Source organism: Actinomadura sp. NPDC048394 (assembly GCF_040651755.1).
GTDB lineage: Bacteria > Actinomycetota > Actinomycetes > Streptosporangiales > Streptosporangiaceae > Spirillospora > Spirillospora montaniterrae.
In genome coordinates, this window is sequence record NZ_JBEZJL010000003.1 from 26062 (window position 1) to 45118 (window position 19057).

Below are 19057 nucleotides of genomic sequence, written 5' to 3' on the forward strand. Positions count from 1 at the left end.
ACTACGTCCTGTAGTAGTAGGAGGGTCCGTTGAGCCCCCGAATCCCCCATGCGCGCGCCGCGGCCGCCGCCGTCGCGCTCTGCGGGCTGCTGGCCGGCTGCGCGGGAACCGGTTCGGCCAAGAGCGGTCCCGACGGCAACGACGACCGGTTCATCTCGGGCGACGGGAACGTCACGCAGTACCAGCCGGGGCACCGCAAGACCCTGCAGGAGGTCACCGGCCAGACGCTCGACGGCCAGTCGTTCAAGCTCGACTCCCTCAAGGGCAAGGTCGCGGTCGTCAACTTCTGGGCGTCGTGGTGCGCGCCCTGCCGCGGCGAGGCGCCGTCGCTGGAGCAGATCTACACCGAGAACAAGGCGAAGGGCGTCGAGTTCCTCGGCGTCAACTTCAAGGACGCCAAGGACAACGCCAAGGCGTTCGAGCGCAAGTTCAAGGTCACCTACCCGAGCCTGTTCGACGGGGACGGCCAGGTCACGCTCGCGTTCCGGGAGGTGCCGCCGAGCGCCATCCCCAGCACCCTCGTCCTGGACCGGCAGGGGAAGGTCGCGGCGCGGATCATCGGCGCCACCACCTACTCCAAGCTGAACCCGCTGGTGGGGAAGGTGCTCGCGGAAAAATGAGCGCGGCGCGGTGAACGTTGACGAGACGGTGACGAGCGGGTCGCTGGTGGCGGCGGCGCCGCTGGCGGCCCTCGCCGGGCTCGTGTCGTTCCTGTCGCCGTGCGTGCTGCCGCTCGTCCCCGGCTACCTGTCGTACGTGACGGGGATGACGGGCGCGGACCTCGCCGAGCAGCGCCGCGGCCGGCTGCTGTCCGGCGTGCTGCTGTTCGTCGCCGGGTTCAGCGTCGTGTTCGTCAGCTACGGGGTGGCGTTCGGCGGCCTCGGCCGCTGGCTGCTGGAGTACCAGGACCAGATCACCCGGGTGCTCGGCGTCGTCACGATCGTCTTCGGGCTGGCGTTCATGGGGCTGATCCCCGGGCTGCAGCGGACGATGAAGTCGGGCCGGCTGCCGTCGGCGGGCCTCGCCGGGGCGCCGCTGCTCGGCGCCCTGTTCGCGCTCGGCTGGACGCCGTGCATCGGGCCGACGCTCGGCGCGGTGCAGTCGCTGGCGATCAGCGAGGCCAGCGCCACCCGGGGCGCGCTGCTGTCCCTGGCGTACTGTGTCGGGCTCGGGGTGCCGTTCGTGGTGACGGCGATCGCCTACCGCCGCGCGCTCGGCGCGTTCGGGGCGGTGAAACGGCACTACCCCCTCGTGATGCGGATCGGCGGGGGGATGCTCGTCCTCATCGGGGTGCTGCTGGTGAGCGGCCTGTGGGGGGAACTGAACATCGAGCTGAAGTCGTGGATCAGCGGCTTCGAGCCGGTTCTGTGATGCCGACGGATCGGCAGAGGCATTGATATGAGCGACATCAAGGACATCGAGACGGGCACGCAGGCGCCCGCCGCACGGCAGGCACCCGAGGAGGTGCCGCGGCCGCGGGGCCTCGGCCCGCTGGGCTGGCTGCGGTGGGGCTGGCGGCAGCTCACCACCATGCGCACGGCGCTGATCCTGCTGTTCCTGGTGGCGCTGGGCGCGGTGCCGGGGTCGGCGCTGCCGCAGCGGGGGCAGGCGCCGGAGAAGGTCGCGGCGTACCTGTCCGACCACAAGACGCTCGGCCCGTTCTTCGACAAGCTCTCGCTGTTCGACGTGTTCGCCGCGCCGTGGTTCGCGGCCATCTACATCCTGCTGTTCGTGTCGCTGGCCGGCTGCGTCATCCCGCGCGCGGTGAAGCACTACCAGTCGATGCGGGCCCGCCCGCCGGCGGCACCGCGCAACCTCGGGCGGCTGCCGCAGTCGGTGTCGTACGAGACGGACGACGCGCCCGAGGACGTCCTCGCGGAGGCGCGCAAGGTGCTGCGCGGGCGCCGGTTCCGGGTGGACGTGTCCGGCGGCGCCGCGTCCGCGGAGAAGGGCTACCTGGGGGAGACCGGCAACCTCGTCTTCCACCTGGCGCTGCTCGGGCTGCTGTTCGCGCTCGGCGCGGGCAACATGTTCGGCTACCGCGGCAGCGTGCTGATCACCGAGGGCAAGACGTTCGCGAACTCGCTCGGCCAGTACGACGAGTTCACCCCGGGACGGCTGTTCAAGGACGGCGACCTCGCCCCGTTCACCATCTCCCTGGACGACTTCAAGGCCAAGTACGAGCTGGAGGGCGACAAGCGCGGGCAGGCCACGGCGTTCGACGCCTGGATCCACTACCGCGACAAGCCGTCCGGCAAGGACACCAAGTACGACCTGCGGATCAACCACCCGCTGAAGGTCGGCGGCACGAAGGTGTACCTGCTCGGCCACGGCTACGCGCCGAAGTTCACCGTGAAGGACGCCAAGGGCAACGTCGCCTTCCAGGACACCGTCCCGTTCCTGGCGATGGAGCCGCGGAACCTGACGTCCGAGGGCGTCATCAAGGTCCCCGACGCCGAGCCCGACCAGCTCGCCTTCTACGCGATCCTGTGGCCGACGGCGGTCGCGAGCCCGGACGGCAAGCAGATCGTGTCGGCGTTCCCCGGCGCGCTGCGGCCCGTCATCACGCTGTCGTCGTTCAAGGGCGACCTCGGCCTGGACTCCGGCACCCCGCAGTCGGTGTACAAGCTGGAGGGCATCGGCAAGACCCTCCAGCCGATCAAGGGCGGCGAGAAGCTGCTGGAGCCGGGCGAGACCTTCACGCTCCCCGGGAACGCGGGCTCGATCACGTTCGACGGCATGGCGGAGTACGCGACGCTGTCGGTCAACCACGACCCCGGGCGCATCCCCGCGCTGATCGCGGCGGTGCTGGCGGTGCTGGGCGTGGCGACCTCGTTCCTCGTCCGGCGGCGCAGGGTGTGGGTCCGTGCGAGCGCCGGGACGGGCGGGCGTACGGTGGTGGAGGTCGGCGGCCTCACGCTCGGGAACCCGCCCTCGGAGTTCGACGACATCGTGACCGCGCTGCGCGGCCCGGACGCCCCCGCCTCCGAACCGGACGAGCCCGAACCGGAGAAGGCCGAACCGGAGAAGGCCGAGTCGGAGAGGGCCGAACCGGAGAAGGCCGAGTCGGAGAGGGCCGAGTCGGAGAGGGCCGAGTCGGAGGAATCCGAAGCGGAGGAATCCGAGGCGGAGAAGCGCGAACCGGAGACGTCCGAAGCGCAAAAGACAGGGCGGGAGGAGGCCGGGTCCGTCGAGGACGGCACCGGGCCACAACAGAACGGGTCCGAAGCGGACCCCGGCGCCGATCGGGGTTCCGGGTCGGCAACCGAACCGAAGGAGTGACGAGGTGAGCAACGCCGACCTCGCGAACCTGAGCGACAAGCTCATGCTGACCACCGTGGTGATGTACATCGTCGCGCTGGTCGCCTACGCGGCCGATCTCGGCTTCGGCCGCCGCTCCGCGGCGGTGGCCGAGGAACGGGCCGAGGCCAAGGTGCTCGTCGGCGCCGCCGGCGCCGAGACCGTCGAGGGCGCCGGGCCGGCCGGCGCGGCCGCCTCCGCCGAGGCGTCCGAGGACGCCGGGGCCGAGCGCCAGCGGGTCGACTGGGCGCGGCTGGCGATCGTGCTGAACGTGCTCGGCTGGGTGGCGCACCTTGGCATCCTGGTCACCCGCGGGCTGGCGGAGCACCGCTGGCCGTGGGGCAACATGTACGAGTTCATGACGGCCCTGTCGTTCGCCGCCGTGACCGCGTTCATGATCGTGGCGCTGCGCTACAAGGCGCGGTTCCTCGGCGCGTTCGTGATGGCCGCCGTGGTCATCGCGCTCGGCGTCGACAACATCTGGCTGTACGACTCGGCGGGCCCGGTCAGCCCGGCGCTCAACTCCTACTGGATCGCGATCCACGTCACCGCCGCGATCATCGCGACCGGCTCGTTCACGGTGGCGGGCGCCGCGACCATCCTGTACCTGCTGAAGTCCCGCGCCGAGACGAGCGAGGCCGGGGTCGGCGGCGGGATGCTGTCGCGCATCCCGTCCGCCGCGGACCTCGACCGGCTGTCGATGCGGGTGACGACGTTCGCCTTCCCGATCTGGACGGCCGCCATCATCATGGGCGCCATCTGGGCCGACGAGGCGTGGGGCCGCTACTGGGGCTGGGACCCGAAGGAGGTCTGGTCCTTCGTCACCTGGATCGTGTACGCCGCCTACCTGCACGCGCGCGCGACGGCCGGGTGGAGGGGCCGCAAGGCGGCGATCCTGTCGCTGATCGGCTTCGGCTGCCTGCTGTTCAACTTCTTCGGCGTCAACTACATGTTCTCCGGCATGCACTCCTACGCCTGAGCGCGCCCCGGGCACGTCACCGAGCACGTCCCGGGCACGTCCGGGCACGTCGACGAGCACGTCACCGGGCATGTCGACAAGCACGTCACCGGGCATGTCGACGAGCACACGAGCAGGTCATCGAGGACCGCGGCCACCGCTCCGGCGGGGCGCCGCGGTCCTCGCACATCCGCGCCCGCCCGTTCCGTGGTGACTCGCGGGGATGACGCCGAGTCGGGTTGCGGCTTACCCTGCCTCGGGGGCCCTCTCGCTCGGCGACTCCGCGGGCCCCGCTGACAGAGGAGCCTGATGCGCTTCAAAGGCATCCACCGCAAGCCCCGGGAGCTCAGGAACCGGGAGGCGCCCCGGGGCTCGGCGTTCCGCGGGGACGGCGCGGCCCGCAGGGACGACGCGGCCCGCGGGGACGAGGCGGCGTACGCGCCGTCGCCGCCGGACTCGGGGCGCCGCTCCGAGCCCGGGCACGTCCGGCCGCGCAGCAACCAGCCCCGCGACCGGTTCGGCCGGTTCCGCAAGGCCGGCCGCGACGACGACTTCGCGCTCGCCCCCGGCACCGACCGCCCGGACGCCGCCGAGACCGCGCCCGGACGGTACGGGCGGCGCGGCGCGGGCCGTCCCCGCCCCGGCGACTACGCGTGGAGCGACTTCGAGCTCGACGACGCGCTGCGCGTCGAGCCGTACCCGCCGGGCATGCCGCACGCGGCCGACGGGCGGCGGCACTGCGGCGTGCTGGAGAGCGTGCTGTACCGGCAGTGGGACGCGCGGCAGGGCCCGCCGACACCGGAGGTGATCCGGGCCGTCGACAGCCTCGCGTCGCTGCCGGAGGCGCTGAAGGAGAAGCTCGCGGGCGGCCTCGACGGCATCTACGTCGGTCCCGGCGGCGTCCCGCAGCTGGACGACATGGGCCACCTGCGCGACCGCCCGCTGCCGTCCGGCCGCGCCACCTGGGACATCTGCGCCGGCGCCTACGGCGACCGCAAGATCATCGTGGGGGACCGGCCGTCGCCGACCCCGGACGTGATGCTCCACGAGGTCGGCCACGCGCTCGACGACATCGACGGCGAGGCCGGCGGGTGGACCTCCGACAGCCCCGCGTTCCGGGAGCTGTACGAGCTGTGCCGCCCCCACCTCGCCAGCGACTTCCACCGGCAGCCCGACGCGCTCGGCCGCCGCGAGTTCTTCGCCGACGCGTTCGCCGCGATCTCGTCGCGGCAGCGTCCGGCGCTGGTGGATATGCTCGCCGGCAACATCAGGACGGCACTGGAAGTCATGCTCTTCTTCAACCGCAGATACGGCATCTAGGACACCGCGATGCCGGCGAAGGCGATGGACTCCGAGGGTGATCGACGATGTACGTGATCCGGCTCCCCGACGGCACGCTCCGGGTGCCCCACAGCGTCCTCGCCGGTGACGAAGGGCCCGCGGACGACGGGCCGGGCGCGGACCGGGAGCGGGGCGGGCGGATCATCGCCGACGCCTACGTGGAGATCGGGCCCGGGGATCCCGACTACGACCGGCTCCTCGGCCAGTCGCTCACCGAGCAGGAGCTGGAGGACAGGCGGCGCCGCTGGCGGGACGAGGACGCCGAGCTGGCGCGCCGGTTCGAGGAGTGGCGGGACGGCGAGGCGGAGGAGTAGCCGTGCCGGGTCATCGCGCGACCCCGGACGCCCGGGCTGGTGGACCGGCCGCGGGAGGGCGGCGGTCCGGGCGGTTCCGAGGCCTCGGTCGGCTTCGCCGGGTCAGTGGACCGAGTGCTCGGCGACCGGCTCTTCCCCGCGCAGCAGCGCGTGGACCTCGGACTCCCGGAAGCGGCGGTGGCCGCCGGGAGTGCGGATGCTGCTGATCCGGCCGGCCGCTGCCCACCGGGTGACCGTCTTCGGATCGACCCGGAAGAGGGCGGCGACTTCCCCTGGGGTCAGCAGGCGCTCGCTCGTGCTCTCCACGTTTTCTCTCCCCCTTTGTCCCGCTCTCGGCGCGGGTGGACTGTTTAACAGTGTGGCGGGTCAAGACCGATTTCTCCCTTGTTTTCGGAAAACATCACGCACCGTAGTTCGCCGAGCAGCGGCGATGACGGTCGGTGCTCGCCACCTGGGTCGCTGGGGCCTCGCACACCACACTTGACCTGGCGTGTCACGCCGGCAACCGGCCCTTGACAGGCCGATGGCGGCCCGGTGACGCGGCGGCGGGCACGGCACCGGCGCGCGCGGCGGCGGCCGCCACCCCATACCCTCGTGACCATGTCCGATCTTGTTTCGCTGCAGGAGATCGAGCACGCCGCCGAACGCCTCGCCGGCGTCGCCGTGCGCACGCCGCTCGTCCCGTTCCCCGGCACCGGCGACGGGACGGCGCTGCTGGTGAAGGCCGAGTCCCTGCAGCCGATCGGAGCGTTCAAGCTGCGCGGCGCGTACGCGACCATCTCCTCCTTGCCGGAGGAGCAGCGCGAGCGCGGCGTCGTCACCCACTCCAGCGGCAACCACGCCCAGGCCGTCGCGTACACGGCCCGCGCGCTCGGCATCCCCGCCGTCCTCGTGATGCCGCACACCACACCCGGCGTGAAGGTGGACGCCTGCATCGCGCTCGGCGCCGAGATCGTCTACGTGGAGCCGACCGCCGAGGCCCGCGAGGAGACCGCGGCCAAGCTCGCCGCCGCGCACGGCTTCACCCTCGTCCCGCCCTACGACGACGCGCGGATCATCGCCGGCCAGGGCACCGCCGGGCTGGAGATCGTGCAGGACCGTCCGGACGTGGACGTCGTGCTCGTCCCGGTGAGCGGCGGCGGCCTGATCTCCGGCGTCGCCGCCGCGGTGAAGGCGCTGCGCCCCGAGGCGAAGGTGATCGGCGTCGAGCCCGAGCTGGCCGCCGACGCCCGCGACTCGATGCGCGAGGGCCGCCCCGTCACCTGGGACGCCGAGAAGACCGGCCGCACCATCGCCGACGCCCTGCGCGTCCAGCGCGTCGGCGACCTGCCGTTCGCGCACATGCGGGCGCATGTCGACGGCATGGTCACCGTCACCGAGGACGAGATCCGGGCGACCATGCGGCGCCTCGCCCGCGAGGCCCGCCTGATCGCCGAGCCCGCCGGCGCCGTCGCCACCGCCGCCTACCTGTACCACCGCGACGATCTCCCGGCCGCCACGACCTATGTCTCCCTCCTCTCGGGCGGCAACGTCGACCCGGCCCTCTTCCTCGACGTCCTCAAGTAGCCCCCAGGAGAGATCGCTCGAACCCGGCGGTACCCTCGAAGGGTCATGCGTTCCGTACTGCTTTACACCTCGGGCCGGCTGGCGATCTTCGCCGCCACGGCCGGTGTGCTCGCGCTGTTCGGGGCCCGCGGGTTCCTGCTCCTGCTGCTGGCACTGCTGATCAGCGGCATCATCAGCTTCGTCCTGCTGTCCGGCCAGCGCGACCGGATGTCGGCCGCGGTGACCTCCGGGCTGAGCGCCCAGCGCGACCGGTTCCAGCGCGCGAAGACCCGCGAGGACGCGTAGCCCGTACCGAACGGGCGCCTCGAAGGCGCGGTCGGGGCGGGCAATAGGCTGGCCTCATGACCCGCGCCTCTCTGGATAAGAAGCCCGCCGACGTCGCGGCGATGTTCGACGGCACCGCCGAGCGGTACGACCTGCTGAACACGCTGATGACGGGCGGGCAGGACCGGCGCTGGCGGCGGGCGGCCGTCCGGGCGCTGGACGCGCGGCCGGGCGAGCGGATCCTCGACCTCGCGGCCGGGACCGGGACGTCCTCGGTGCCGTTCGCGGAGGCGGGCGCGCAGACCGTGGCCTGCGACTTCTCCCTCGGCATGCTCCGGGTGGGGGTGCGCCGGCAGGCGGGCGTGCCGCGGCTGAGCTTCGCGGCGGGCGACGCCCTGCGGCTGCCGTTCCGGGACGGCTCGTTCGACGCGGTGACGATCTCGTTCGGGCTGCGCAACGTCGCCGACACCGGGCGGGCGCTGCGCGAGCTGCGGCGGGTGGCCAAGCCGGGCGGGCGGCTGCTGATCTGCGAGGTCAGCCATCCGCCGAACGCGCTGCTGGCGCTCGGCCACCGGACCCACCTGAAGTACGGGCTGCCGCTGCTGGCGCGGGTCAGCTCCAATCCCGACTCCTACCGCTATCTCGCCGAGTCGACGCTCGCCTGGCCCGACCAGGCGGGGCTGGCGCGGCTCGTCCAGGACGCGGGCTGGACGAAGGTGCGCTGGCGCGACCTCACGTTCGGGGTCGCGGCGATGCACCATGCGATCAACCCCGGCTGATCGCGGCGCCGGCGGGTTCGGGACCGGTCCAAAACAGAACCGGCCCAGAAGTACCCACCGGTCGTGATAAAGGAATAGACTCCCCACCGGATCCTTGTGAAGTACTTCACAAGCGAACGAGCTAAAGAGGAACGCCGTGACCGACTCCACCCGACACGCGGACGTGATCGTCGTCGGGGCAGGCCCCGCCGGATCGTCGACCGCCTACTGGCTCGCGCAGGCCGGGCTGGACGTGCTCCTGCTGGAGAAGGCCACCTTCCCGCGCGACAAGATCTGCGGCGACGGTCTCACCCCGCGCGCCGTCCGGGCGCTCATCGGGATGGGCGTCGACATCAACGACCCCGGCTGGGGGCGCAACAAGGGGCTGCGCATCTACGGCGGCGGCGTCAAGGTCGAGCTGCCCTGGCCGGAGCTCGCGAGCTTCCCCGACTTCGGCCTGGTCCGCAAGCGCACCGACCTCGACCAGCTGCTCGCCGAGCACGCCGCGAAGGCGGGCGCCCGGCTGCTGCAGGGCTGCACCGTGACCGGCCCGATCCTGGACGAGCGCACCGACCGGATCAAGGGTGTCACCGCCACCTACGAGGGCGAGGACGTGGAGTTCCACGCGCCGCTCGTCGTCGCGGCCGACGGCAACTCGACCCGCCTGTCGCTGGCGATGGGCCTGCGCCGCCGCGAGGACCGCCCGATGGGCGTCGCCGTCCGGCGCTACTTCCAGACGCCCCGCCACGACGACGAGTACATGGAGGCGTGGCTCGAACTGTGGGACGGCGAGCGCCTGCTGCCCGGCTACGGCTGGGTGTTCGGCGTCGGCGACGGCACGTCCAACGTCGGGCTCGGCCTGCTCAACACCAGCAAGGCGTTCCAGAACGTCGACTACCGGGGCATGATGCGGCGCTGGTGCGCGCAGATGCCGGAGGACTGGCAGTTCGACGAGGAGCACGCGACCTCGAAGATCCGCGGCGCGGCGCTGCCGATGGGCTTCAACCGGCAGCCGCACTACACCCGCGGGATGCTGCTGGTCGGCGACGCCGGCGGCATGATCAACCCGTTCAACGGCGAGGGCATCGACTACGCGCTGGAGTCCGGCCGGCTGGCCGCCGACATCATGGTGCAGGCGCTCGCCCGCCGCACCCCGGCGCAGCGCGAGCGGACGCTGTACGAGTACCCGCGCATCCTGAAGGACGAGCACGGCGGCTACTTCACGCTGGCCCGCGTGTTCGTGCAGGCGATCGGCGACCCGCGGATCATGAAGTTCCTGACCGCGCACGGCCTGCCGCACCCCACCCTCATGCGGTTCACCCTCAAGCTGCTCGCCAACCTGACCGACCCGAAGGGCGGCGACGCCATGGACCGGGTCATCAACGCGATGCAGAAGGTGGCGCCGGCGGCATGAGCGAGGTCCGGATGCTCCCGCAGATATCGCCGTTCCCCGCGAAGCCGCAGGTGAGCGGACTACAGTGCATTACCCGACCCCCTGAGGGGAGTGCTATTGATCACCTTGGCTAGGGTGGCGACCCGTGCTCGTGAGAATTTTCACGAGCGTGTGCAGGGTCACGCCGCCGAGGCGCGCCGGTCCGGCCCCGGACCCCGCGCCCCGTACAGCGTCGTACGTACCGAGGAGGGGCGGTAGAGACATGGATCTCTATGTTCCGATCATCGTGCTGGGAGTGCTCGCCGCCGTCTTCGCCGTCGGCTCGGTGGCGATGGCCTCGCTCACCGGCCCCAAGCGGTGGAACCGCGCGCGCCTGGACGCCTACGAATGCGGCATCGAGCCGACCCCGCAGCCGGTCGGCGGCGGGCGGTTCCCCGTCAAGTACTACCTGACGGCGATGCTGTTCATCGTCTTCGACATCGAGATCATCTTCCTGTACCCGTGGGCCGTCGCCTTCGACCACATGGGCATGTTCGGCCTGGTGGAGATGGTCCTTTTCATCGTCACCGTTCTCGTCGCCTACGCCTACATCTGGCGTCGCGGCGGTCTGGAGTGGGACTGACATGGGTCTTGAGGAGAAACTCCCGAGCGGGTTCCTGCTGACGACGGTCGAGCAGGTCGCGGGCTGGGCGCGCAAGAGCTCGGTGTGGCCGGCGACGTTCGGCCTCGCGTGCTGCGCCATCGAGATGATGGCGACCGGCGACCCGCGGCACGACTTCTCCCGCTGGGGGATGGAGCGCGCCTCCGCGACGCCGCGGCAGGCCGACCTGATGATCGTCGCGGGCCGGGTGAGCCAGAAGATGGCCCCGGTGCTGCGGCAGATCTACGACCAGATGACCGAGCCCAAGTGGGTCATCGCGATGGGCGTGTGCGCCTCGTCCGGCGGCATGTTCAACAACTACGCGATCGTGCAGGGCGTCGACCACATCGTCCCGGTGGACATCTACCTGCCCGGCTGCCCGCCGCGGCCGGAGATGCTGCTGGACGCGATCCTCAAGCTGCACGACAAGATCCAGAACACCAAGCTCGGCCCGCAGCGCAAGAAGCAGATCGTCGAGCTGGAAGAGGCCAAGCGCCGCCAGCTGCCGCTGCTGGGACAAGGAACGGTTTAGATGTCTTCCGAGAACCCTGAGCAGAGGGCCGAGCAGGGCGCCGACCAGCTGCCCGCGCAGGCCGAGGAGGAGCGCCGCGAGCAGCCGATCGCCCGCACGGGCATGTTCGGCGCCAAGACGACCGGCGACACCTCCGGATACGGGCGGCTGGTCATCCGGCAGAGCCCCAAGGTCACCGCGCCGCGCCCCTACGGCGGGCCCGACGGCGCCGCCGAGGCCGGCGAGTTCGACGAGACCGCCGACGAGCTGGAGCGCCTGCTGCCCGACTTCGGCGACGCGATCGAGCGCGTCGTCGTGCACCGCGGCGAGCTGACGTTCTTCGTCAAGCGCGAGCGGCTCCTCGACGTCGCGCGCACCATGCGGGACGAGCCGACGCTGCGCTTCGAGCTGTGCTCCGGCGTGTCCGGCGTGCACTACCCGAAGGACGAGGGCGCCGAGCTGCACTCGGTCGTGCACCTGCTGTCGATCACCCACAACCGGCGCGTCCGGCTGGAAGTGACCTGCCCGGACGCCGACCCGCACGTCCCGTCGCTGGTCCCGGTGTACCCGACGTGCGACTGGCACGAGCGCGAGACCTACGACTTCTTCGGGATCGTCTACGACGGTCACCCCGCGCTCACCCGCATCGAGATGCCCGACGACTGGGTCGGCCATCCGCAGCGCAAGGACTACCCGCTCGGCGGCATCCCCGTCGAGTACCGAGGCGCGGAGATCCCCCCGCCGGACGAGAGGCGGTCGTACGTATGAGCTCAACGAAGTACACCGAGTACGACGCCTACGCCGCCGAGGAGGCGGCCGAGGGCCGCGTGTTCGACGTCAACGGCCAGGACTGGGACCAGGTCGTCGCGGGCGCCGAGGACCTCGGGGACGAGCGGCTCGTGGTCAACATGGGCCCGCAGCACCCGTCCACGCACGGCGTCCTGCGGCTGATCCTCACCCTCGACGGCGAGACCGTCGACGACTGCCGGGTGGGCATCGGCTACCTGCACACCGGCATCGAGAAGAACATGGAGTTCCGCACCTGGACGCAGGGCACCACGTTCTGCACGCGCATGGACTACCTCGCGCCGATCTTCAACGAGACGGCGTACTGCCTGGGCGTGGAGAAGCTCCTGGACGTCACCGACCAGGTGCCGGAACGGGCCCAGATCATCCGCGTGATGATGATGGAGCTGAACCGGATCTCCTCCCATCTGGTCGCGATCGCCACGTTCGGCCTCGAACTGGGCGCGACGACCGTCATGCTGAACGGCTTCATCGAGCGCGAGTACACCCTTGACCTCTTCGAGGAGATCACGGGTCTGCGGATGAACATGGCGTACGTCCGTCCGGGCGGCGTTGCCCAGGACCTGCCGAGCGGTGCGCTCAGCAAGATCCGCGACTATCTCGACCGGATGCCCAAGCGGATCCAGGCGCTGCGGAAGCTGATGGACGCCAACCCCGTCTATCTCGCCCGGACCAGGGACATCGCGTATCTCGACCTTACCGGGTGCATGTCGCTGGGCGTCACCGGCCCCGTCCTCCGGGCCACCGGCCTGCCGTGGGACCTGCGCAAGTCGCAGCCCTACTGCGGCTACGAGACCTACGACTTCGAGGTCGCGACGCAGGACACCTGCGACGTGTACGGCCGCTATCTCGTGCGGATGCAGGAGATGGAGGAGTCGCTGAAGATCGTCGAGCAGTGCGTGGAGCGGCTGCAGCGGGTCAAGGGCCCGGTGATGATCGAGGACAAGAAGATCGGCTGGCCGGCGCAGCTGGCGATCGGCGCGGACGGGATGGGCAACTCGCCCCGGCACATCGCGCACATCATGGGCACCTCGATGGAGGCGCTGATCCACCACTTCAAGCTGGTGACGGAGGGCTTCCGGGTGCCGGCGGGGCAGGCGTACTCGCACATCGAGTCGCCGCGCGGCGAGCTCGGCGCGCACGTGGTCAGCGACGGCGGCACCCGCCCGTACCGGGTGCACTTCCGCGAGCCGTCCTTCGTCAACCTGCAGGCCACGCCGGCGATGGCCGAAGGCGGCATGGTCGCCGACGTCATCGCCGCGGTGGCCAGCATCGACCCGGTCATGGGGGGAGTGGACCGATGACGTTCGAACCGGAAGTGCGCGAGCGCCTCGAGCGCGACGCGAAGCAGATCATCGGCCGGTATCCGAAGCCGCGGTCGGCGCTGCTCCCGCTGCTGCACCTGGTGCAGTCGGAGGAGGGGCACGTCTCGCAGGACGGCATCGAGTTCTGCGCCGAGCAGCTCGGCATCACGCCGGCGCAGGTGACGGGCGTGTCGACGTTCTACACGCAGTACAAGCACGAGCCGGTCGGCGAGTTCCACGTGGGCGTGTGCATCAACACGCTGTGCGCGGTGATGGGCGGCGACCAGATCTGGAACGAGCTGACCGAGCACACCGGGGTCGGGCACGACGAGGCCACCCCGGACGGCAAGGTCAGCCTGGAGCGGATCGAGTGCAACGCGGCCTGCGACTTCGCGCCGGTGATGATGGTCAACTGGGAGTTCTTCGACAACATGACTCCCGAGAAGGCCAAGCGGCTGGTCGACGACCTGCGCGCTGGTAAGGAAGTGCTTCCTTCGCGCGGGCCGAACAAGCTGTGCAGCTGGAAGGACGCGTCCCGGGTGCTCGCCGGGTTCCCCGACGGCCGCGCCCACGAGGGCGTCCAGGCCGGGCCCGAGTCGCTGCGCGGGCTGGAGCTCGCGAAGCAGCGCGGCTGGGAGGCCCCGTCCGCCGACACCGGCGGGGCGGCGCCCGAGGAGCCGGTCCGGCCGGGCGAGATCACCGATCCGCCGCCCAACGAGCCGGGCAAGCCGATCGGCGGCGACGTGAAGCCGGGCAGCCAGGAGGGGCGTAACCAGTGACCACGCTCACCCCGATCCTCACGAAGAACTGGGACCAGGCCGACTCGTTCACCCTCGCGGGCTACGAGCGCGAGGGCGGCTACCGGGCGCTGCGCAAGGCGCTCGGGCTGGCGCCGGACGAGATCGTCCAGATGGTCAAGGACTCCGGCCTGCGCGGCCGCGGCGGCGCCGGGTTCCCCACCGGCATGAAGTGGGGGTTCCTGCCCGCCGAGAGCCCGAACCCGCGCTACCTCGTCGTCAACGCCGACGAGTCCGAGCCGGGGACCTGCAAGGACATCCCGCTGATGATGGCGAACCCGCACGTCCTCGTGGAGGGCGTCATCATCAGCTCCTACGCCATCAAGTCGAACCAGGCGTTCATCTACGTGCGCGGTGAAGTGCTGCACGTGATCCGCCGGCTGCAGCAGGCGGTCGCCGAGGCGCGCGAGGCCGGGTACATCGGCACGAACATCCTCGGCTCCGGCTACGACCTGGACGTGGTCGTGCACACCGGCGCCGGCGCCTACATCTGCGGCGAGGAGACGGCGCTGCTCGACTCCCTCGAGGGGTACCGCGGTCAGCCCAGGCTCAAGCCCCCCTTCCCGGCGGTCTCGGGCCTGTACGGCGGCCCCACCGTCATCAACAACGTCGAGTCGATCTCGTCGGTTCCCTCGATCGTCGAGAACGGCGCCGACTGGTTCACCTCGATGGGCACCGAGAAGTCCGCGGGCTACGGCATCTTCTCGCTGTCCGGGCACGTCACCCGGCCCGGGCAGTACGAGGCGCCGCTCGGCATCACGCTGCGGGAACTGCTCGACATGGCGGGCGGGATCCGCGAGGGGCACCGGCTGAAGTTCTGGACGCCCGGCGGGTCGTCCACCCCGATCTTCACCGAGGAGCACCTGGACGTGCCGCTGGACTTCGAGTCCGTCGGCGCCGCCGGGTCGATGCTCGGCACCCGCGCCCTGCAGATCTTCGACGAGACGACCTGCGTCGTCCGCGCCGTGCTGCGCTGGTCGGAGTTCTACGCGCACGAGTCGTGCGGCAAGTGCACGCCGTGCCGCGAAGGCACCTACTGGTACAAGCAGATGCTCAAGCGGCTGGAGGCGGGCCAGGGCGAGGAGGAGGACCTGGAGACGCTCCTCGACCTGTCCGACAACATCCTCGGCCGCTCGTTCTGCGCCCTCGGCGACGGCGCGACGAGCCCGGTGGTCTCGTCGATCAAGCTGTTCCGGGACGAGTACCTCCGGCACTTCGAGCAGGGCGGCTGCCCGTTCGACCCGGCCAAGTCCACCCTCTGGGGAGGTGCGAAGTGACCGTCACCGACGACAAGTCGGCGGTGGAGAAGCCGGTCGAGATGGTCTCGTGCACCATCGACGGCTTCGAGATCGAGGTGCCGAAGGGCACGCTGATCATCCGGGCCGCCGAGCTGCTCGGCATCCAGATCCCGCGGTTCTGCGACCATCCGCTGCTGGATCCGGTCGGGGCCTGCCGGCAGTGCCTGGTGGAGATCCCCGACGCCGGCAACGGGCGCGGGATGCCGAAGCCGCAGGCGTCGTGCACCACCACGGTGATGCCCGGGATGGTCGTCAAGACCCAGCTGACCTCGCCGGTCGCCGACAAGGCGCAGCACGGCGTGATGGAGCTGCTGCTGATCAACCACCCGCTGGACTGCCCGATCTGCGACAAGGGCGGCGAGTGCCCGCTGCAGAACCAGGCGATGTCCAACGGGCGCGGCGAGTCCCGGTTCGTCGAGACCAAGCGGACGTTCCCGAAGCCGATCCCGCTGTCCAGCCAGGTGCTGCTGGACCGGGAGCGCTGCATCCAGTGCGCCCGCTGCACCCGGTTCTCCGACCAGATCGCCGGCGACGCGTTCATCGACCTGTTCGAGCGCGGCGCGAAGGAGCAGGTCGGCGCGGCGGACGGCAAGCCGTTCCAGTCCTACTTCTCCGGCAACACGGTGCAGATCTGCCCGGTCGGGGCGCTGACCGGCGCCGCGTACCGGTTCCGGTCCCGGCCGTTCGACCTGGTGTCGCAGCCGAGCGTCTGCGAGCACTGCGCGTCCGGCTGCGCGCTGCGCACCGACCACCGGCGCGGGAAGATCACCCGCCGGCTGGCGGGGGACGACCCGCAGGTCAACGAGGAGTGGAACTGCGACAAGGGCCGCTGGGCGTTCACCTACGGGACGCGCCCCGAGCGGCTCACGCACCCGCTGGTCCGGAACGAGAACGGCGAGCTGGAAGTGGCGTCGTGGCCGGAGGCGCTGACCGTCGCGGCCCGCGGGCTCGCGGCGGCGCGGGGCTCCGCGGGCGTCCTGACCGGCGGGCGCGTCACCCTTGAGGACGCCTACGCCTACGCGAAGTTCGCGCGGATCGCGCTGCACACCAACGACGTGGACTTCCGGGCCCGGCCGGTGTCGGACGAGGAGTCGCGGTTCCTCGCCTCCTCGGTCGCGGGCCGCCCGATCGAGGTGTCCTACGCCGACCTGGAGAAGGCGCCCGTGGTCGTCCTCGCCGGCTTCGAGCCGGAGGAGGAGTCCCCGATCGTGTTCCTGCGGCTCCGCAAGGCGTTCCGCAAGAACGGGCTGAAGGTGTTCGGGATCGCCCCGTTCGCGACCCGCGGCCTGCGGAAGGTCGGCGGGACGCTGCTCGCGACCGCACCCGGCTCGGAGTCGGAGACGCTCGGCTCGCTGATCGGCGACCCGTCCCGCGCCGGCGTCCGGACGCTGCTGGAGACGCCCGGCGCCGTCATCATGCTGGGCGAGCGGCTCGCCACCAGCCCCGGCGCGCTGACCTCGGCGGTCCGGCTCGCGCAGGTCACCGGCGCCCGGCTGGCGTGGGTGCCGCGCCGGGCCGGGGAGCGCGGCGCGATCGAGGCCGGGGCGCTGCCCGGGCTGCTGCCGATCGGCCGCCCCGTCACCGACCCGGAGGCGCGCGCCGAGGTCGCCCGCGCCTGGGGCGTCGCGGACCTGCCCGCCGGGCCCGGCGAGGACACCGCCGGGATCGTCGCGGCGGCCGGTGCCGGACGGCTCGGCGCGCTGCTCGTCGGCGGCGTCGACCCGTACGACCTGCCCGACCCGGACGCGGCGCTGCGCGCGCTCGACGCCACCCCGTTCGTGGTGAGCCTGGAGCAGCGGCCGAGCGCGGTCACCGACCGCGCCGACGTGGTGCTGCCCGTCGCGGCCGTCGCCGAGAAGGCCGGCACGTTCGTCGACTGGGAGGGCCGCGGCCGCCCGTTCGACGTCGTGCTGAAGTCCGCCGGGAAGCTGTCGGACCTGCGGGTCCTGCAGGCGCTCGCCGACGAGATGGACGTGCACCTCGGGCTGCCCGGCCCGGAGGCGGCGCGGCGGGAGCTCGCGCAGCTCGGCGCCCACCGCGGCGAGCGGCCGGAGCCGCCGGACGTCGCGCAGGCGCTGCCGCCGCACCCCGAGCAGGGCGAGGCGCTGCTCGCGACCTGGCGGCTGCTGCTGGACCGGGGCCGCCTCCAGGATGGCGAGCCGTTCCTCGCGGGCACCGCCAAGGCCGCGGTGGCCCGGCTGTCGCCCGCGACCGCGGCGGAGATCGGCGCGACCGCGGCCGTCACGGTGTCGGGGCCGCGCGGCGAGGTGACGCTCCCGCTGGAGATCACCGCCGACCTGCCCGACCGGGTGGTGTGGCTGCCGACGAACTCGGCGGGCTGCGCCCTCCACCGGGACCTGGGCGCGGCGGCGGGCGGCGTCGTCAAGATCGCGAGCGGGGTGCTCGCCCGCCCGACCGAGAACGCGGGAGGTACCCGATGAGTCCGCTTGCGGCGCCCGCCGCCGATCCGACGCTCGCCACGTTCGGCAAGGACCCGTGGTGGCTGATCGGCGGCAAGGTCCTGGTCATCTTCGTCTTCCTGGTGCTGACCGTCCTGCTGTCGATGTGGGTCGAGCGGCGGGTCATCGGGCGGATGCAGCTGCGCGTCGGCCCGAACCGCGCCGGACCCCAGGGCCTGCTGCAGGGCCTCGCCGACGGCGTGAAGCTGGCGCTGAAGGAGGACATCGTCCCCCGCCAGGTCGACAAGGTCGTGTTCGTCCTCGCGCCGGTGATGTCGGCGGTGCCGGCGTTCATCTCGTTCATCATCATCCCGTTCGGCCCGACGGTGTCGGTCTTCGGGCACCACACCGCGCTGCAGGGCACCGACCTGCCGGTCGCGGTGCTGCTGGTGCTGGCGATGTCGTCGATGGGCATCTACGGGATCGTGCTGGCGGGCTGGTCGTCGATGTCGCCGTACTCGCTGCTCGGCGGGCTCCGCTCGTCCGCGCAGATGATCTCCTACGAGATCGCGATGGGGCTGTCGTTCGTCGCGGTGTTCATGTTCGCCGGGTCGATGTCCACCTCCGAGATCGTCGCCAAGCAGGACCACATCTGGTTCGCGGTGCTGCTCGCCCCGTCCTTCGTGGTCTACGTGATCACGATGATGGGCGAGTCGAACCGCATCCCGTTCGACCTGCCCGAGGGCGAGGGCGAGCTGGTCGGCGGCTTCCACACCGAGTACTCGTCGCTGAAGTTCGCGATGTTCTTCCTCGCCGAGTACATCAACCTGGCGACGCTGTCGGCGCTGTGCACGACGCTGTTCCTCGGCGGCTGGCGGGCGCCCGCGCCGATCTCCACCGTGTGGTCGGGCGCCAACGCCGGCTGGTGGCCGGTGCTGTGGTTCCTGGTCAAGCTGTGGCTGTTCATCTTCTTCTTCATCTGGCTGCGCGGCTCGCTCCCGCGGGTCCGCTACGACCAGCTGATGAAGCTCGGCTGGAAGATCCTCATGCCGGTCTCGCTGGCCTGGATCCTGCTCGTGTCCACCATCAAGGCGTTCAAGAACGACGGCTACGACATCCAGCAGATCCTGTGGATCACCGCCGGGGTCATCGCCGTCGTCCTGGTGGTCACGGTGGTCTGGGAGATGGTCCGCGGCGGCGACGGCGGCGAGATCGTCCCGGGCGCCGAGGCGCCCGCTCCCCGGGACCCGGCCGCCGGCGGGTTCCCGGTGCCGCCGATGGACGCCCCCCACTACCACGGCCGGGCCCGCGAGAAGCCGGCCCGCCCGGCCACGATCGAATCCGCCTCCGAGGAGGTCACCAGTGGGACTCACTGATTTCCTGAATCCGGTCAAGGGGTTCGGGGTC

19 protein-coding genes are annotated in these 19057 nt (G+C 71.4%); 18 read left to right on the top strand and 1 reads right to left on the bottom strand.

The window, feature by feature from the left end; translation table 11 throughout:
• The first annotated feature begins 29 nt into the window (after window positions 1-29).
• The 6 genes from AB0C78_RS02350 to AB0C78_RS02375 all read left to right on the top strand — a co-directional run bounded on the left by AB0C78_RS02350 (window position 30) and on the right by AB0C78_RS02375 (window position 5913).
• Window positions 30-620, top strand: a complete 591-nt coding sequence (locus tag AB0C78_RS02350; protein WP_151543240.1) for a TlpA disulfide reductase family protein — start codon at window positions 30-32, stop codon at window positions 618-620.
• Window positions 621-630: 10 nt separating this feature from the next.
• A complete protein-coding gene (locus tag AB0C78_RS02355; RefSeq protein ID WP_360740789.1) occupies window positions 631-1371 on the top strand; it encodes a cytochrome c biogenesis protein CcdA in 741 nt (246 codons plus the stop codon).
• Between the two features lie 27 nt (window positions 1372-1398).
• Window positions 1399-3282: a cytochrome c biogenesis protein ResB gene (locus AB0C78_RS02360; RefSeq protein ID WP_360740791.1), complete on the top strand. Its 1884-nt coding sequence runs from the start codon at window positions 1399-1401 to the stop codon at window positions 3280-3282.
• Between the two features lie 4 nt (window positions 3283-3286).
• Window positions 3287-4279 carry a c-type cytochrome biogenesis protein CcsB gene (ccsB, locus tag AB0C78_RS02365; protein ID WP_360740793.1) on the top strand — a complete coding sequence of 331 codons (993 nt, stop codon included), beginning with the start codon at window positions 3287-3289 and terminating at the stop codon, window positions 4277-4279.
• Window positions 4280-4567: 288 nt separating this feature from the next.
• Entirely contained in the window at window positions 4568-5578 is a 1011-nt protein-coding gene (locus AB0C78_RS02370) for a hypothetical protein (protein WP_360740795.1), read from the top strand.
• A gap of 47 nt (window positions 5579-5625) precedes the next feature.
• A complete protein-coding gene (locus tag AB0C78_RS02375) occupies window positions 5626-5913 on the top strand; it encodes a hypothetical protein (RefSeq protein WP_360740796.1) in 288 nt (95 codons plus the stop codon).
• A 102-nt stretch (window positions 5914-6015) separates the two neighbouring features.
• Here the strand turns inward: AB0C78_RS02375 and AB0C78_RS02380 are convergent, their stop codons facing one another.
• Complete coding sequence (locus AB0C78_RS02380; RefSeq protein ID WP_151543245.1) at window positions 6016-6219, bottom strand: BldC family transcriptional regulator; 204 nt, start codon at window positions 6217-6219, stop codon at window positions 6016-6018.
• Window positions 6220-6513: 294 nt separating this feature from the next.
• On the opposite strand from AB0C78_RS02380, the gene AB0C78_RS02385 reads away from it, so the two are divergent.
• The 12 genes from AB0C78_RS02385 to nuoH all read left to right on the top strand — a co-directional run bounded on the left by AB0C78_RS02385 (window position 6514) and on the right by nuoH (window position 19026).
• A complete protein-coding gene (locus AB0C78_RS02385) occupies window positions 6514-7479 on the top strand; it encodes a threonine/serine dehydratase (protein ID WP_360740799.1) in 966 nt (321 codons plus the stop codon).
• A gap of 45 nt (window positions 7480-7524) precedes the next feature.
• Window positions 7525-7764 carry a DUF4229 domain-containing protein gene (locus tag AB0C78_RS02390; protein WP_151543247.1) on the top strand — a complete coding sequence of 80 codons (240 nt, stop codon included), beginning with the start codon at window positions 7525-7527 and terminating at the stop codon, window positions 7762-7764.
• A 56-nt stretch (window positions 7765-7820) separates the two neighbouring features.
• Window positions 7821-8522 (top strand): demethylmenaquinone methyltransferase, encoded by a 702-nt coding sequence (locus AB0C78_RS02395; RefSeq protein ID WP_360740801.1) that lies wholly within the window; start codon window positions 7821-7823, stop codon window positions 8520-8522.
• Between the two features lie 136 nt (window positions 8523-8658).
• The gene (locus AB0C78_RS02400; protein WP_151543249.1) at window positions 8659-9915 is read left to right on the top strand and encodes a geranylgeranyl reductase family protein; all 1257 of its coding nucleotides are present in this window, start codon (window positions 8659-8661) and stop codon (window positions 9913-9915) included.
• Between the two features lie 241 nt (window positions 9916-10156).
• Window positions 10157-10516 (top strand): NADH-quinone oxidoreductase subunit A, encoded by a 360-nt coding sequence (locus tag AB0C78_RS02405; protein ID WP_151543250.1) that lies wholly within the window; start codon window positions 10157-10159, stop codon window positions 10514-10516.
• Between the two features lies 1 nt (window position 10517).
• Complete coding sequence (locus tag AB0C78_RS02410) at window positions 10518-11066, top strand: NADH-quinone oxidoreductase subunit B (RefSeq protein WP_151543251.1); 549 nt, start codon at window positions 10518-10520, stop codon at window positions 11064-11066.
• Window positions 11067-11813 (top strand): NADH-quinone oxidoreductase subunit C, encoded by a 747-nt coding sequence (locus tag AB0C78_RS02415; RefSeq protein ID WP_360740804.1) that lies wholly within the window; start codon window positions 11067-11069, stop codon window positions 11811-11813. It begins immediately after the preceding gene.
• Window positions 11810-13156: an NADH-quinone oxidoreductase subunit D gene (locus AB0C78_RS02420; protein ID WP_151543253.1), complete on the top strand. Its 1347-nt coding sequence runs from the start codon at window positions 11810-11812 to the stop codon at window positions 13154-13156. Before AB0C78_RS02415 ends, AB0C78_RS02420 begins: the two co-directional genes overlap by 4 nt.
• A complete protein-coding gene (nuoE, locus tag AB0C78_RS02425) occupies window positions 13153-13935 on the top strand; it encodes an NADH-quinone oxidoreductase subunit NuoE (protein ID WP_360740806.1) in 783 nt (260 codons plus the stop codon). Before AB0C78_RS02420 ends, nuoE begins: the two co-directional genes overlap by 4 nt.
• The gene (nuoF, locus tag AB0C78_RS02430; RefSeq protein ID WP_360740808.1) at window positions 13932-15230 is read left to right on the top strand and encodes an NADH-quinone oxidoreductase subunit NuoF; all 1299 of its coding nucleotides are present in this window, start codon (window positions 13932-13934) and stop codon (window positions 15228-15230) included. The genes nuoE and nuoF overlap by 4 nt, the downstream gene beginning before the upstream one ends.
• A complete protein-coding gene (locus AB0C78_RS02435) occupies window positions 15227-17692 on the top strand; it encodes an NADH-quinone oxidoreductase subunit G (RefSeq protein ID WP_360740810.1) in 2466 nt (821 codons plus the stop codon). Before nuoF ends, AB0C78_RS02435 begins: the two co-directional genes overlap by 4 nt.
• The gene (nuoH, locus tag AB0C78_RS02440) at window positions 17689-19026 is read left to right on the top strand and encodes an NADH-quinone oxidoreductase subunit NuoH (protein WP_360740812.1); all 1338 of its coding nucleotides are present in this window, start codon (window positions 17689-17691) and stop codon (window positions 19024-19026) included. The genes AB0C78_RS02435 and nuoH overlap by 4 nt, the downstream gene beginning before the upstream one ends.
• Window positions 19027-19057 lie beyond the last annotated feature (31 nt).

Excerpts from the sequence above, each read along its gene's own strand:
- AB0C78_RS02360 (WP_360740791.1), top strand. The coding sequence starts at position 1,399 with ATGAGCGACATCAAGGACATCGAGACGGGCACGCAGGCGCCCGCCGCA.
- AB0C78_RS02410 (WP_151543251.1), top strand. The coding sequence starts at position 10,518 with ATGGGTCTTGAGGAGAAACTCCCGAGCGGGTTCCTGCTGACGACGGTC.
- AB0C78_RS02385 (WP_360740799.1), top strand. The coding sequence starts at position 6,514 with ATGTCCGATCTTGTTTCGCTGCAGGAGATCGAGCACGCCGCCGAACGC.
- AB0C78_RS02405 (WP_151543250.1), top strand. The coding sequence starts at position 10,157 with ATGGATCTCTATGTTCCGATCATCGTGCTGGGAGTGCTCGCCGCCGTC.
- AB0C78_RS02415 (WP_360740804.1), top strand. The coding sequence starts at position 11,067 with ATGTCTTCCGAGAACCCTGAGCAGAGGGCCGAGCAGGGCGCCGACCAG.
- AB0C78_RS02375 (WP_360740796.1), top strand. The coding sequence starts at position 5,626 with ATGTACGTGATCCGGCTCCCCGACGGCACGCTCCGGGTGCCCCACAGC.
- AB0C78_RS02390 (WP_151543247.1), top strand. The coding sequence starts at position 7,525 with ATGCGTTCCGTACTGCTTTACACCTCGGGCCGGCTGGCGATCTTCGCC.
- AB0C78_RS02370 (WP_360740795.1), top strand. The coding sequence starts at position 4,568 with ATGCGCTTCAAAGGCATCCACCGCAAGCCCCGGGAGCTCAGGAACCGG.
- AB0C78_RS02395 (WP_360740801.1), top strand. The coding sequence starts at position 7,821 with ATGACCCGCGCCTCTCTGGATAAGAAGCCCGCCGACGTCGCGGCGATG.
- nuoH (WP_360740812.1), top strand. The coding sequence starts at position 17,689 with ATGAGTCCGCTTGCGGCGCCCGCCGCCGATCCGACGCTCGCCACGTTC.
- AB0C78_RS02420 (WP_151543253.1), top strand. The coding sequence starts at position 11,810 with ATGAGCTCAACGAAGTACACCGAGTACGACGCCTACGCCGCCGAGGAG.
- nuoE (WP_360740806.1), top strand. The coding sequence starts at position 13,153 with ATGACGTTCGAACCGGAAGTGCGCGAGCGCCTCGAGCGCGACGCGAAG.